Origin of the sequence: Streptomyces sp. NBRC 109706, assembly GCF_000974485.1 — a bacterium.
Classification (GTDB): domain Bacteria; phylum Actinomycetota; class Actinomycetes; order Streptomycetales; family Streptomycetaceae; genus Streptomyces.
Window position 1 is genome coordinate 513,043 of record NZ_BBOM01000011.1, and the last position, 12,994, is coordinate 526,036.

The 12,994-nt window shown below is 72.2% G+C and carries 15 protein-coding genes; 11 read left to right on the forward strand and 4 right to left on the reverse strand.

The genetic code is table 11. The features are described from left to right. Positions 1-43: 43 nt before the first annotated feature. The 6 genes from AOM46_RS26760 to AOM46_RS26785 all read left to right on the forward strand — a co-directional run bounded on the left by AOM46_RS26760 (position 44) and on the right by AOM46_RS26785 (position 4,741). Positions 44-874: a HipA family kinase gene (locus AOM46_RS26760; protein WP_062216294.1), complete on the forward strand. Its 831-nt coding sequence runs from the start codon at positions 44-46 to the stop codon at positions 872-874. Further along, positions 871-1,266, forward strand: coding sequence for a DUF3037 domain-containing protein (locus AOM46_RS26765; protein WP_062216002.1), 396 nt, complete (start codon positions 871-873; stop codon positions 1,264-1,266). The genes AOM46_RS26760 and AOM46_RS26765 overlap by 4 nt, the downstream gene beginning before the upstream one ends. 84 nt (positions 1,267-1,350) lie before the next feature. After that, entirely contained in the window at positions 1,351-2,112 is a 762-nt protein-coding gene (gene fabG, locus AOM46_RS26770; RefSeq protein ID WP_062216005.1) for a 3-oxoacyl-ACP reductase FabG, read from the forward strand. Beyond that, positions 2,087-2,878 carry an SDR family oxidoreductase gene (locus AOM46_RS26775; protein ID WP_107080195.1) on the forward strand — a complete coding sequence of 264 codons (792 nt, stop codon included), beginning with the start codon at positions 2,087-2,089 and terminating at the stop codon, positions 2,876-2,878. The genes fabG and AOM46_RS26775 overlap by 26 nt, the downstream gene beginning before the upstream one ends. A gap of 89 nt (positions 2,879-2,967) precedes the next feature. Further along, positions 2,968-3,648: a uracil-DNA glycosylase gene (gene ung / locus AOM46_RS26780; protein ID WP_062216009.1), complete on the forward strand. Its 681-nt coding sequence runs from the start codon at positions 2,968-2,970 to the stop codon at positions 3,646-3,648. 190 nt (positions 3,649-3,838) lie between these two features. Continuing rightward, positions 3,839-4,741 carry a Gfo/Idh/MocA family protein gene (locus AOM46_RS26785; RefSeq protein ID WP_062216011.1) on the forward strand — a complete coding sequence of 301 codons (903 nt, stop codon included), beginning with the start codon at positions 3,839-3,841 and terminating at the stop codon, positions 4,739-4,741. Positions 4,742-4,748: 7 nt separating this feature from the next. Here the strand turns inward: AOM46_RS26785 and AOM46_RS26790 are convergent, their stop codons facing one another. Next, positions 4,749-5,654: an undecaprenyl-diphosphate phosphatase gene (locus AOM46_RS26790; protein ID WP_062216013.1), complete on the reverse strand. Its 906-nt coding sequence runs from the start codon at positions 5,652-5,654 to the stop codon at positions 4,749-4,751. Between the two features lie 397 nt (positions 5,655-6,051). Between AOM46_RS26790 and tuf the strand changes: the two genes are divergently transcribed. Both tuf and AOM46_RS26800 read left to right on the forward strand, forming a co-directional pair. Beyond that, on the forward strand, positions 6,052-7,227 hold the full coding sequence (gene tuf, locus AOM46_RS26795) for an elongation factor Tu (RefSeq protein ID WP_062216015.1): 1,176 nt from the start codon (positions 6,052-6,054) through the stop codon (positions 7,225-7,227). A 74-nt stretch (positions 7,228-7,301) separates the two neighbouring features. Continuing rightward, positions 7,302-8,147, forward strand: coding sequence for a spermidine synthase (locus AOM46_RS26800; RefSeq protein WP_062216017.1), 846 nt, complete (start codon positions 7,302-7,304; stop codon positions 8,145-8,147). 39 nt (positions 8,148-8,186) lie between these two features. Here AOM46_RS26800 and AOM46_RS26805 read toward each other — a convergent pair whose 3' ends face one another. Then, entirely contained in the window at positions 8,187-9,269 is a 1,083-nt protein-coding gene (locus AOM46_RS26805; protein ID WP_067226604.1) for a hypothetical protein, read from the reverse strand. 150 nt (positions 9,270-9,419) lie between these two features. Here AOM46_RS26805 and AOM46_RS26810 point away from each other — a divergent pair, with 150 nt between their 5' ends. After that, positions 9,420-9,860, forward strand: coding sequence for a YiiD C-terminal domain-containing protein (locus tag AOM46_RS26810; protein WP_062216296.1), 441 nt, complete (start codon positions 9,420-9,422; stop codon positions 9,858-9,860). Between the two features lie 21 nt (positions 9,861-9,881). Here AOM46_RS26810 and AOM46_RS26815 read toward each other — a convergent pair whose 3' ends face one another. Together AOM46_RS26815 and AOM46_RS26820 are read right to left on the reverse strand one after the other, a co-directional pair. Then, positions 9,882-10,709 (reverse strand): hypothetical protein, encoded by an 828-nt coding sequence (locus AOM46_RS26815; protein WP_158920698.1) that lies wholly within the window; start codon positions 10,707-10,709, stop codon positions 9,882-9,884. A gap of 112 nt (positions 10,710-10,821) precedes the next feature. Then, entirely contained in the window at positions 10,822-11,685 is an 864-nt protein-coding gene (locus tag AOM46_RS26820; protein ID WP_062216023.1) for an EamA family transporter, read from the reverse strand. A 136-nt stretch (positions 11,686-11,821) separates the two neighbouring features. Between AOM46_RS26820 and AOM46_RS26825 the strand changes: the two genes are divergently transcribed. Next, positions 11,822-12,397 carry a helix-turn-helix domain-containing protein gene (locus tag AOM46_RS26825; RefSeq protein WP_062216298.1) on the forward strand — a complete coding sequence of 192 codons (576 nt, stop codon included), beginning with the start codon at positions 11,822-11,824 and terminating at the stop codon, positions 12,395-12,397. A gap of 21 nt (positions 12,398-12,418) precedes the next feature. Further along, a complete protein-coding gene (locus tag AOM46_RS26830; protein ID WP_062216025.1) occupies positions 12,419-12,970 on the forward strand; it encodes a YbaK/EbsC family protein in 552 nt (183 codons plus the stop codon). Positions 12,971-12,994: the final 24 nt, after the last annotated feature.

Genomic DNA, 12,994 nt, shown 5'->3' on the forward strand with positions numbered 1-12,994 from the left:
GGCCATGAACGCCGCGTTCACGGCGGCGTATAGCCTTGCGGGCATGCTCCGAGAAGTCCTCGCCACCCGCTATGTCACGCCCCTCCGGGAGGGGGGATCGCTGCCCGGCATCGTCGAGGCGGATGATCTGGGTACCTATGTCATGAAGTTCACCGGCGCCGGGCAGGGCCCCAAGTCGTTGGTCGCCGAGGTGATCTGCGGGGGCCTGGCGCGGCGGCTCGGGCTGCGGGTGCCGGAGCTGGTGCGGATGACGCTGGATCCGGTGATCGGCCTCGCCGAGCCGGACCAGGAGGTGCAGGAACTGCTCAAGGCCAGCGCCGGGCTCAACCTCGGCATGGACTATCTGCCGGGTTCGATCGGCTTCGACTCCCTGGCGTACCGGGTCGACCCGGTGGAGGCCGGCCGGGTCGTCTGGTTCGACGCCCTGGTCAACAACGTGGACCGGTCCTGGCGCAACCCCAACATGCTGGTCTGGCACGGCGATCTGTGGCTGATCGACCATGGCGCCGCGCTCATCTGGCACCACAACTGGCCGACGGCCACCGCCTCGGCGGCGCGTGGCTTCGACGCGTCGGACCATGCGCTGGCGCCGTTCGGGCCCGACGTCGCCGCCGCCGGGAAGGCCCTGGCGCCCCGGGTCACCGTCGAACTGCTCGACCAGACGCTGGCCGAGGTCCCCGACGCCTGGCTGGCCGCCGAGCCGGGGCTGGCCACGCCCGACGCGGTGCGCGCCGCCTACCGCGAGGTGCTGCTGGCCCGCGCCGCCACCATCGGGGACCGGGTCACCCTCGGGCCGCCCCGGCAGCAGGCACGGTCCAACGCGCCGGGCTGGCTCACCGGCCGCCCCGCCGAGCGGGACGGAGCCGGCCGATGAGCGGGACGAGCGGCGAGCGCGCCGTCTTCGAGTACGCGGTGCTGCGGGTGGTGCCCCGCGTGGAGCGCGGCGAATGCGTCAACGCCGGGGTGCTGCTCTACTGCCGCCCCCGCTCCTTTCTCGCGGCCCGCACCCACCTCGCCCCCGAGCGGCTGCGGGCGCTCGACCCCCAGGTGGACCTGGACGGGGTACGGGCCGCGTTGCGCGCCGTCGAGAGCCTTTGCGACGGCGGCCCCGAGGGCGGCCAGGGGGCGGCCGACGAGGTGGGGCGGCGTTTCCGTTGGCTGATCGCGCCGCGCAGCACCGTGGTGCAACCCGGGCCCGTACACAGCGGGTTGACCGCCGATCCCGAGGCGGAGCTGGAGCGGCTGCTCACGGTGTTGGTGCACTGAACGCGGGGGCGGCCTTCCCGTTGTCAGTCCCGGATGGTAGTTACTTGTGGGTAGTAGATCACTCGACGGCGAGGAGTCCCACGCATGTCCACCACCGAGCAGCGCGTCGCGCTGGTGACCGGCGCGGCCCGAGGCATCGGGGCCGCCACCGCCGAGCGGCTGGCCGCCGACGGCCATCGGGTCGCCGTGCTGGATCTGACCGAGGAAGCCGGGCAGCCCACCGTGGCCGCCATCGAGGCGGCGGGCGGCAGCGCCCTCGCGATCGGCTGCGATGTCTCGGACACGGACGCGGTGAGCGCGGCCGTGGCCCAGGTCGCCGAGCGGCTGGGCCCGCCCGGGATCCTGGTGAACAACGCCGGCGTGCTCCGCGACAACCTGCTCTTCAAGATGAGCGAGGCCGACTGGGACACGGTCATGAACGTGCATCTGCGCGGCGCCTTCCTGATGTCCCGCGCCTGTCAACAGCACATGGTGGAGGCCGGCTTCGGCCGGATCGTCAACCTCTCCTCAAGCTCAGCCCTGGGCAACCGGGGCCAGGCCAACTACGCGGCGGCCAAGGCGGGCCTGCAGGGCTTCACCAAGACGCTCGCCATCGAGCTGGGGAAGTTCGGCATCACGGCCAACGCGGTGGCGCCCGGCTTTGTCGCCACGGAGATGACGGCGCAGACGGCGCAGCGCGTCGGCATGGCCTTCGACGACTTCCAGCGCGCCGCCGCCGAGCAGATCCCGGTCCGCCGGGTCGGACAGCCGGCGGACATCGCGAACGCCGTGGCCTTCTTCGCCAGCGAGGCCGCCGGCTATGTCTCCGGCCAGGTGCTCTATGTGGCCGGAGGCCCCCTTGACTGAGCCGCCGCCCGGGAAGCCGGAGGAGGCCGAGACCCCGGTGGCCGTGGTCACCGGCGGCAGCCGGGGGATCGGCCTGGGCATAGCCCGGGTGTTGACGGCCAGGGGCACGCGGGTCTGTATCACCGGGCGCGATCAGCAGCGGCTGGCCGAGGCCGTCGCCGAGCTGGGCCCGGGCGCCATGGGCGTGGCCGGCAAGGCCCACGATCCGGCACACCAGGCCGAGGTGGTCGAACGGGTGCTCACCGACTGGGGCCGGCTCGACCACCTGGTCAACAACGCCGGCGGGAACCCGGTCTTCGGCCCGCTCATCGACGTCGAACCGGCGTCCCTGGCCAAGGTCTTCGAGATCAATGTGCTCTCCGCCTTCGGCTTCGCCCGGCACGCCTGGCACGCTTGGCAGCGGGAGTACGGCGGCAGCGTGGTCAACGTCTCCTCCATCGCGGGCCTGGGCGCCGCGCCGTTCCTCGGCGGCTATGGCGTCACCAAGGCGGCGCTGATCAACCTCACCGAGCAGCTGGCCCTGGAGCTGGCCCCCGGCGTCCGGGTCAACGCGGTGGCCCCCGCGGTGGTGAAGACCAGGTTCGCCAGCGCGCTCTACGCCGCCGACGAGGAGGCCGTCGCCGCTGGCTACCCGCTCAAGCGGCTGGGCGTCCCCGAGGACGTCGCCGGCGCTGTCGCGTTTCTCACCTCGGCGGAGGCGAGTTGGATCACCGGCCAGACGTTCGTGCTGGACGGTGGGTTGGGTCTGGGCGCCGGTCTGGGCTGAGCTGTCAGTGCCGGCCGGTACGTTGTGAGGCACACCGCGCCGCAGTGGCGGCGCGGTAACTCACCGCACGACCCCGGAGGTTGAACGACGTGAATGGCAAGCTGCCCGACTCCTGGCAGACGGCGCTGGGCGAGGAACTTGACCAGCCCTACTTCAAGGAGCTGACCGAGTTCGTCGAGGAGGAACGGGCCGCCGGCCCCGTCTACCCCCCGAGCGACGAGGTGTTCGCGGCGCTGGAGGCCACTCCCTTCGAGGACGTCAAGGTGCTGATCCTCGGCCAGGATCCCTACCACGGCGAGGGCCAGGGCCATGGGCTGTGCTTCTCGGTGCGCCCCGGAGTGCGGGTGCCGCCCTCGCTGCGCAACATCTACAAGGAGATGAAGGAGGAGCTGGGCCACCCCGTCCCGGACAACGGCTATCTCCTGCCGTGGGCCCGGCAGGGCGTCCTCCTGCTGAACGCGGTGCTCACGGTCCGCGCCGGCGAGCCCAACTCCCACAAGGGCAAGGGCTGGGAGAAGTTCACCGACGCGGTGATCCGCGCCGTCTCGGACCGCCCCGACCCGGCGGTGTTCGTGCTCTGGGGCGCCTACGCGCGGAAGAAGCTGCCGCTGATCGACACCGACCGGCATGTGGTGGTCCAGGGGGCGCACCCCTCGCCGCTGTCCGCCAAGAAGTTCTTCGGCTCCCGGCCTTTCACCCAGATCAACGAGGCGGTCGCCGCCCAGGGACACACGGCGATCGACTGGCGCGTTCCCGACCTCGCCGGCTGACCCGCCGACCCGCTGACCCGCCGACCCGCTGGTCGGCTGGCCGTCGCCCCGCCCGTCCCCGGTGGTCGGGCGGGGCGACGGCCCCGCACCCCGGCATCGGTGTTCGAGGCGCGAACGCCCCCGCGTATGCTGCCCGTCCGCGCCCACACGGCGCGCGATCCGTGGTTCCACCTACACCGAGGAGCAGTTCGTGAAGGTCGGCGTGATCGGGCTCGGGGACATCGCCCACAAGGCATACCTGCCGGTACTCGGCACACGCCCCGGTATCAGCCTCCACCTGCACACCCGGCGGCGGACGACCCTGGAGGAGACCGGCGCGGCCTACCGGCTGCCCCGCGAGGCGCTGCACGAGGAGCTGACCTCGCTGCTGGCGGTCGGCCTCGACGCCGCGTTCGTCCACGCCCCGACCGCCGTCCACCCCGAGATCGTCACCAGGCTGCTCACCGCCGGCGTCCCCACCTATGTGGACAAGCCGCTGGCCTACGAACTGTCCGAGGCGCGGCGGCTGGTGGATCTGGCCGACACCCTCGGGGTGTCCCTGGCCGTCGGGTTCAACCGCCGGCACGCCCCGGCCTACGCCCAGTGCCTGGAGGGCCCCCGTGATCTGATCGTCCTGCAGAAACACCGCAGGGGCCTGCCGGAGGACCCCCGGCGGATGGTCTTCGACGACTTCATCCATGTGGTGGACACCCTGCGCTTCCTCGCGCCGGCGCCGATCGACCAGGTGCACCTCAGCACCCGGGTGCGGGAAGGGCTGCTGCACCATGTGGTGCTGCATCTGGCGGGCGACGGCTTCTCCGCGCTCGGCACCATGAACCACCTCTCCGGTTCGGCCGAGGAGGTCCTTGAGGTCTCCGGCCAGGACACCAAGCGGGAGGTGCGCAACCTCGCCGAGATCATCGACCACAAGGGCCAGCCGAGCGTCCGCCGCCGGGGGGACTGGGTGCCGGTGGCCCGTCAACGCGGCATCGAGCAGGCGGCGGTGGCGTTCCTGGACGCCGTGCGCACGGGCCACACCCTCGACGCCCAGGACGCTTTGCGCACCCATGAGCTGTGCGAGCGGGTGGTGCTCGCCGCCCAGGGCCGGCACTGACGCCCGGTCAGCCCTCGGTCGTCACCTCGGCCGGCGTGCCGAAGTCCTCGCCCGCGTTCGGTTCCACCACCCCGAACCAGATCAGCAGCAGCAACACCACGCCGACCCCGATCCGGTACCAGACGAACGGCATGAAGCTGCGGGTGCTGATCCAGCGCATGAACCAGGCGATGATCGCATAGCCGACGAGGAAGGCGATCAACGTCGCCAGGATCGTCGGCCCCCAGGAGACATGGGTGTCCTCGCCGCCGATCTCCGTCAGCTCATAGGCGCCGGACGCCAGCACCGCGGGGATGGCCAGCAGGAACGAGTAGCGGGCCGCGGCCTCCCTGCGGTAGCCGAGGAAGAGCCCCCCGGTGATGGTGGCGCCGGACCGCGAGACCCCGGGCACCAACGCCATGGCCTGCGCGAGACCGAACAACAGGCCGTCCCTGACGGTGAGTTGGTCGAGGTCCTTGCGGACCCGCACCGCCCGGTGCCGGCCGCCCCCGCTGTCCCTGGCGGCCATCCGGTCGGCCACGCCCAGGATCACGCCCAGCACGATCAGGTTGACCGCGATCAGCCGCAGATCGCGGAACGGGCCCTCGATGGCGTCCTGCAACGTCAGCCCCAGCACCCCGATGGGGATGGAGCCGATGATCACCAGCCAACCCATCCGCGCGTCCGGGTCGGAGCGCACGGACCGGTCGGTCAACGACCGGAACCAGGCGCTGAGAATGCGGGCGATGTCCTTGCGGAAGTAGATCAGCACCGCCAGTTCGGTGCCGATCTGGCACACCGCAGTGAAGGCGGCCCCCGGATCCTCCCAACCACCGGCCACGGCGGCCAACCGCAGATGCGCGCTTGAGGAGATGGGCAGAAACTCCGTCAGCCCCTGGACCAGGCCGAGAACAATCGATTCGAACCAAGACATGAACTCAGCGGGTATCCCTGGAAGAGGCAGACGAGGAGGGGGGAACAGACAGGAGTTGGTGGGCGGTGTCACTCTAGGCGAGCGCCCCAACGACTGGGGAACACCGGCTGTCCGACACGTGTCCTTCAGAAAACCGTTCGATTTCCGGGGGGGTATCCGGCACCCTGGACCCATGTTCCCGAACGCCCACCCCGCAGCACCGTCCGCATGCGCGGACGCTCTGCGGGCTGCCGGCGTTCCGCTGACAGTGGCAGACGGCGCTCGAAGCTGACCCTTCCCGGATCGCACCGTGGACCCCACAGGGGGAGGGTCGGCGCACCGCTCGGGGTCCACGTTCCGGCCTCGGGGCCGCGCGCCCCGCCGGAGCCAACACCACTCGGCAGTGAGAGAACACGCCATGCCCAAGCAGCCCTACACCCGTACCAAGCCCCACCTGAACATCGGCACCATGGGGCATGTGGACCACGGGAAGACGACGTTGACCGCGGCCATCACCAAGGTGCTCAGCGACCTCGGCACCGGCACCTTCGTCCCGTTCGACCGCATCGACCGCGCGCCCGAGGAGGCGGCGCGGGGCATCACCATCACCCTCAGCCATGTCGAGTACCAGACCGCCACCCGGCACTACGCGCATGTCGACATGCCGGGGCACGCCGACTACGTCAAGAACATGATCACCGGAGCGGCGCAGCTGGACGGCGCGATCCTGGTGGTCTCGGCCGTGGACGGCGTGATGCCGCAGACCGCCGAGCATGTGCTGCTGGCCCGTCAGGTGGGCGTGCGGCACATCGTGGTGGCGCTCAACAAGGCGGACGCCGGCGACCCCGAGCTGACCGACCTGGTCGAGCTCGAGGTGCGGGAACTCCTCACCGCGCAGGGCTACGCCGGCGACGAACTGCCGGTGGTCCGGGTCTCCGGGCTCGGCGCCCTGAACGGGGAGCAGCGCTGGATCGACGCGGTGGTGGAACTGCTGGACGCGGTGGACCGGCATGTGCCGGTGCCCGAGCGGTACCTGGACGCGCCGTTCCTGCTGCCGGTGGAGAACACCCTGACCATCACCGGACGGGGCACCGTGGTCACCGGCGCCGTGGAACGGGGCACCGTGCGGGTCGGCGACCGGGTGGCAGTGCTGGGCGCCGACATCGAGACGGTGGTCACCGGCCTTGAGACCTTCGGCAAGCCGATGAGCGAGGGGCAGGCCGGCGACAACGTGGCGCTGCTGCTGCGCGGCGTGCCCAGGGACGCGGTGCGCCGTGGACAGGTGGTCGCGGCGCCGGACAGCGTCACGCCGGGGCGTCGCTTCGCCGCCGAGGTCTATCTGCTCTCCTCGGCCGAGGGCGGCCGCCGCACCCCGGTCACCACCGGATACCGTCCGCAGTTCTATCTGCGCACGGCCGACGTGGTGGGCGACATCGAGCTGGGCGAGGGTGAGTTGGCGCTGCCGGGGGAGCGGATCTCGATGACCGTCACCCTCGGGCAACCGGTGCCGCTGGAGACCGGGCTCGGCTTCGCCATCAGGGAGGGCGGCCGCACGGTCGGCGCCGGCACCGTCACCTCGGTGCTGGCCGACTGACCCCACACCGGCTGAACCGCCGCACGCCTGCCCCGGCGTGCGGCGGTGCCCGTCGGTCACGGGAGAATGCCCGGATGGACGAGCCGACGCCGGTGCTGCGCGCCGTGGATCTTGGCACCGCCAGGCTGCTGCCCGATCTGGACCGGGCGGGCGCCTGGCTGCTCACCGTGGACGACGCCCCGCAGTCCTATGTGGATCTGGCCGACCCCACCCATCTGGAGTTCGAGTACGTCCGCCGGCTCGGGCATCTGGTGGACACCGTCGCCGCGCCCGGCGAACCGCTGGACGTGCTGCATCTGGGCGGCGGCGGGCTCACGTTGCCCCGGTATCTGGCGGCCACCCGGCCCGGCTCCCGGCAGCGGGTGATCGAGGTCGACCGGGGGCTGGCCGAGCTGGTCGCCGAGCGGCTTCCGCTGCCGGGCGACAGCGGGATCGACGTGGTGATCGCCGACGCCAGGGACGCCGTCGAGGCCGCGCCGCCCGGCGGCTGCGATCTGCTGGTCGCCGATGTCTTCGGCGGCTCGCGGGTGCCGGCGCGGGTCACCACCCTGGGTCACGCGCGGGCGGCGGCCCGCGCGCTGCGGCCCGGCGGGATCTATGCGGCGAACCTCGCGGACGCGGCGCCCTTCGCCTTTCTCCGCTCCCAACTGGCCGCCTTCGCCGCCTGCTTCGAGCGGCTGGCGCTGATCGCCGAGCCCGCCGTGCTGCGCGGGCGGCGGTTCGGCAATGTGCTGCTGCTCGCCTCGGCGGAGGCGCCGCCCCCGGCGGGGCTGGCCCGGCGGCTGGCCGCCGACGCCTTCCCCGCCCGGCTCACCGAGGGCGAGCCGTTGACCCGGCTGATCGCCGGCGCCCGGCCGGTGTCGGACGGCGCGGCCGTGCCGTCGCCGGAGCCGCCGGCCGACGCCTTCCGGATCGGCTAGCGGCGGCTGGCGACGGCGGGCGGCACTGCGGGCGGCGGTTCAGCTCTGCTCGGCGTCCACCGGGTAGGGCCGCAGGCTGCTGAGCATCTGCTCGATGACCTCGTCGTCCAGCTCGTCCGGCACGCCGGCGTCGGCCATCAGCACCCAGGTCGCCATGTCGTTGTTGAGATCCAGATAGGAGACCGCGACGACCTTCCCGTCCGTCTGGCCACACGGCTCCGGATCGTCCGGGTCCTCCGGCACGTTCGTGACGCTGGCCCGGACGATATGCCCGCTGATGCCGTAGTCGCTCTCGAACTCCTCGGGCTCCGACATCTCGAAGGTGCCCAGCTGGTTCTGGTCATAGCCGCCGAGCGCCCAGTTCAGGGCCTCGTTCTCGGCCGCCTCGCCCGTGTTGGTGGCGCCCTGCGCACCCTTGGTGCCGGCCCACGCGCGGCTGCTGACCCCGTACTCCGCGTCGTCGCACCAGTCGTCCATATAGACGGCTACGCCGGACATGGAGACCAGGACATCGCCCGGCTCGGCGTCCTCGCGGTCGTCCGTGAGGCCGTACGTCATGCTCTCCGAGTTGGTGATCCAGTTCTCGGGCGGCACGTCGAACGCGATATGGCGGTTCTCCAGGGTCTGCACCTGCCAGTCGGGCGCGATCACCGGGTCGGGGCGCTGGAGGACTCCGCGACGCGGGTCGTCCGGGTTGTCCGGCCGCTCGCTCTGCTCCTCCGTCGGCTCGTCGGACGGCTCGTCCGACGGCTCGTCGCTGGGCCCGGGAGCGTCACGCGACTCGCCGGCCTGGGACGAGTCGTCGTCGTCACCCCCCAGCAGCACCACGCCGGTGACGGCCGCGCCCGCCACCACGGCGACCGCGACGATGATGCCGACGGCTATCTTCGTCCGTTTGGAGTTGTCACCCCCACCCGGCGGCGGCGGTGTCGCCCCGGGTCCCCCGGGCGGTCCTGGCGGCTGCTGCCAGCCCGCGCCGGGCTGGGTGGGCCCCGGCTGCTGCTGCCAACCGTCGCCCCCCTGCTGCTGGTACGGGTTGGGCTGGGTGTACCCCGGCTGCTGATAGGGGTTGGACCACTCGCGGGCCGGCTCGCCCCCCGGCTGTTGTTCTCCTGGCCTCATGGAAGAAGACTCTAAAGGGGGTTGCGCCAACGCTTGACACCTGTCACCGATTTGCGACGGACCTGCGACGTGCGGGCGTCCCCGACGAGGGCGGGCGTGTGCCGGCCCACTGTCATTACCCGCTGGTAACGTGTGGGTATGACTGACTCGATCTCCATCGGCGAGCAACTCGCCGCGACCGTCCCGATGGCGCGCACGCTCAACCTCGCCTTCGAGCACACCGATCCGGAGCGCGCGGTGGTCCGGCTGCCCGACCAGCCGGAGTACCACAACCACCTGGGCGGGCCGCATGCCGGCGCCATGTTCACCCTGGCCGAGTCCGCCAGCGGCGCCATCGTGCTGGCCGCCTTCGGGGATCAGCTCTCCCGCGCGGTGCCGTTGGCGGTGCGCGCCGAGATCGCCTACCGCAAGCTGGCCAAGGGCGAGGTCACCGCCACGGCCACGCTGGGCCGGCCGATCGCCGATGTGGTCGCCGAGTTGGACGCCGGGCAGCGCCCCGAGTTCCCCGTCCAGGTGGCGATCACCCGCGCGGACGGCGCTGTCACGGGCGAGATGACGGTGCTCTGGACGCTCCGGCCGCACGACGCGTAGGGCCGGGCGGGGCCGGCCCGGTCAGAGGTCGGGCACGGCCTCCTCCAGGAAGGCGTACGGGTCCACGCCGTCCAACTGGTCGAACTCCACGACCAGATGGGCGGGCGGCGCCGGCTCCTCGACGGGCACGCCGAAGTCGCTGTACAGCGCCTCCCCGATCACCTCCTGCTCGTGGGTGGCGAAGATCTCCCGGGCCAGCAGGGGATAGGGCTCGCCCTCCAGGGCGATCAGGAAAAGGCGCTCGGTCTCGGACGAGCGGTCCGACTCCAGCGTCCGCACGGTGGCCACGGCCTGGCCTCGGAAGGTGGTGTCCTCCTCCCTGGACCACTCGCGTTCCCACTCCTCCGCCCCCGCGCCGCCGCCCTGGAACTGCTCCTCCCAGTCGCACGCGCCCACGGCGTCGAAGTAGCGGTGGCTCAACTCCTCGGGAGTGCCGTGCAGATACCGGCCGGTGAGGTCGCGGGAGCCGGCCGACGCGTTGACCTGCCAGGCCCGCTCGTCGGGCATCAGCCAGGCGTCCTCGCCCCGTTGGAGAAACGTCACGCTCCCACGGTCCGTCTCCAGCGCGCCCGAGCAGACGTCCTGGTCGACCCGGAAGTCGCTGTTCAGCACCGTCGTTCCCATCTGCAACATCACCTGGGACCGCACCGCGCCCGCGTCCGCCATCGCGGTGGCGGACCGGTCCAGCAACGCGCCGGCCGAGAGCGTCGAGAGATCCTCGCCGCCGGCGTCCCCGGGGGCGCGGGCGTCCGGACGCTCCGCCCTGCGCAGATCGCCTCCACACGCGGTGAGCAGCAGGGCCAGGGCCCCCACCCCGGCCAGTGTTCGTCTTCGTGCCTTCGACCTCATGGTTCCGCCCCCTCGTGCACTCCGTGCCAGCCATCGAACCACGCACCCATCGGGTGCTCAACCACGTTGTGGACGAGGGGACTTGGGCGTCCAGCCGGCGGCCGGCCGACGGTCAGCCGGTGGCCAGCAGGAGGGTGCCGGCCAGGGCGAGGCCGGCGCCGGCGGCCTGGCTGCCGAGGAGCCGTTCCCGCAGCACGCCGCGTGCCGCCAGGGCCGTGACCACCGGATAGAGCGAGGCCAGCACCACGGCCACCGTCATCGGCCCGATCCTGGCCGCCAGCGCATAGGTGGCGTTGGCCGCCACATCGGCAAGACCGACGAAGGTCAGCGAGGGCAGCGCCGCCACCAGCAGCGATCGGCCGCCCTCGGGCAGCACCGCCACCCCGCGCCGCGCCCCCCACCACAGGGCGGCGCCGCCGGTGGCCACATTGCACACCCGCTGGACGAACAGGGCCAGAAACAGGCCGGTGACGCTGGTGGACGCCTCCGCGATCAGCGCCAGCACGGCGCCGAAGCCCAGCGCGGCGCCCGCCGTGTACACCAGGGTCTGCCGGGGGACGCCGCCCCCGCCGCCGAGGCGGGGCCCGCCGGCCAGCAGCACGCCGGCGAAGGCGACGGCCATCCCGGTGTACTGCCACAGCCCGGGGCGCTCGCCCAGCAGCAGCGCCACCCCGATCGGCACCGCCACCGCGGTGGCGGCGAGCGGCGAGACCACGCCCATGGGGCCGAGCGCCAGCGCCCGGTAGAAGCAGAGCAGGGCCAGCGGGCCGACGGCACCGGCCGCGACCGCGAACCAGAGGCGTCCGCCGGCCTCCGTCCAGGCGCTGGTGGCCACCACGACCACGCCCAACACCCCGGCGGCCAGGGTCTGGGAGACCACCACCACGGTGAGCGCGGGCAGCCGCCTGGTCAACAGACCTCCGCCGAAGTCGGCGAGTCCCCAGAGCAGACTGGTGACCAGGGCAAGGGCGACCATCGTTACCTCACACGTACAGTGTCCCGGGCGGTCTCGTCGACCGGGCCCGGGACGGGATTCGGGAAGGGCTTCAGGGTGGAATAATGAACTCTCTCGTGGAAAATAATACACTCGTCCATGGGTGCGGGAGGCGCCGGTGACCGATCTGGACCAGTTGACCCAGTCCCTCGCGAGCAATCTGCGCCGGCTGCGCGCCGAGCGCGGCCTCACCCTGGAGGCGCTGGCCGCCCGGGCCGGGGTCAGCCGCAGCATGGTGATCCAGATCGAACAGGCCAGGACCAACCCGAGCGTCGGCACCGTGGTCAAGATCGGGGACGCGCTCGGCGTCAGCGTCACCACCCTGCTGGAGACCGAACACCCGCCCGCCGTACGGATGTTCACCGCCGAGCAGGCGGTGCGGCTGTGGCATACCGAGGCCGGGAGCCACAGCACCCTGCTGGTGGGGACGGAGGCGCCCGGGCCGCTGGAGATGTGGCGGTGGCGGCTGATGCCGGGGGAGGGGCATGACGCCGACGCCCATCCGCGTGGCACCACCGAGCTGATCCATGTGGTCGAGGGCGAGTTGACGCTGCGGGTGGACGACGCCGACCATCGGGTGCCGCTGGGCGCCTCGGCGGCGTTCGAGTCCCATGTGCCGCACGGCTACCGCAACGAGGGGCGGATTCCGGCCGAGTTGATCATGGCGGTGGTGGTGCCGCCCGCGCCCCGCTGAGCGGCTGATACGGTGCCCGCCATGCATGCTCCCATCGGCGAATTCGCCCAGGCCATTCCGCTTCCCGAGGTCGAGGAACCGCTCTGCCCCGCCGTTGTCGCGGCGGTCGCCAACTGGACGGGGAAGATCCCGGCGGACCAACTGCTGTGGGTGGACAGCGATCCCGAACGGGCCGACACCGCCCTCTTCGTCGAGACCTACGGCGTCGATCCGGCGACCTCGGCCAACTGCGTGGTGATCGCCGGCAAGCGCGCCGGCGAGACCACGCTGGCCGCCGCCGTGGTGCTGGCCACCACCCGGGTCGACGTCAACGGCGCGGTGCGCAAGCAGCTCGGCGCCCGCAAGGCGTCGTTCGCGCCCCAGGAGACGGCGGTCGAGGCCGCGGGGATGGAGTACGGCGGGATCACCCCGATCGGGCTGCCGGCCGACTGGCCGGTGCTGCTGGATCCGGCGGTGGTGGAGCTGCCGCATGTCCTGATCGGCAGCGGGAGCCGCCGGGGCAAGCTGATCGTGCCCGGTGCGGCGCTGGCCCAGCTGCCGGGCGCGGTGGTCGTTCCCGGCCTGGGGAGGTAGCGCCCGGCTGGCGGTGGGGGGGCC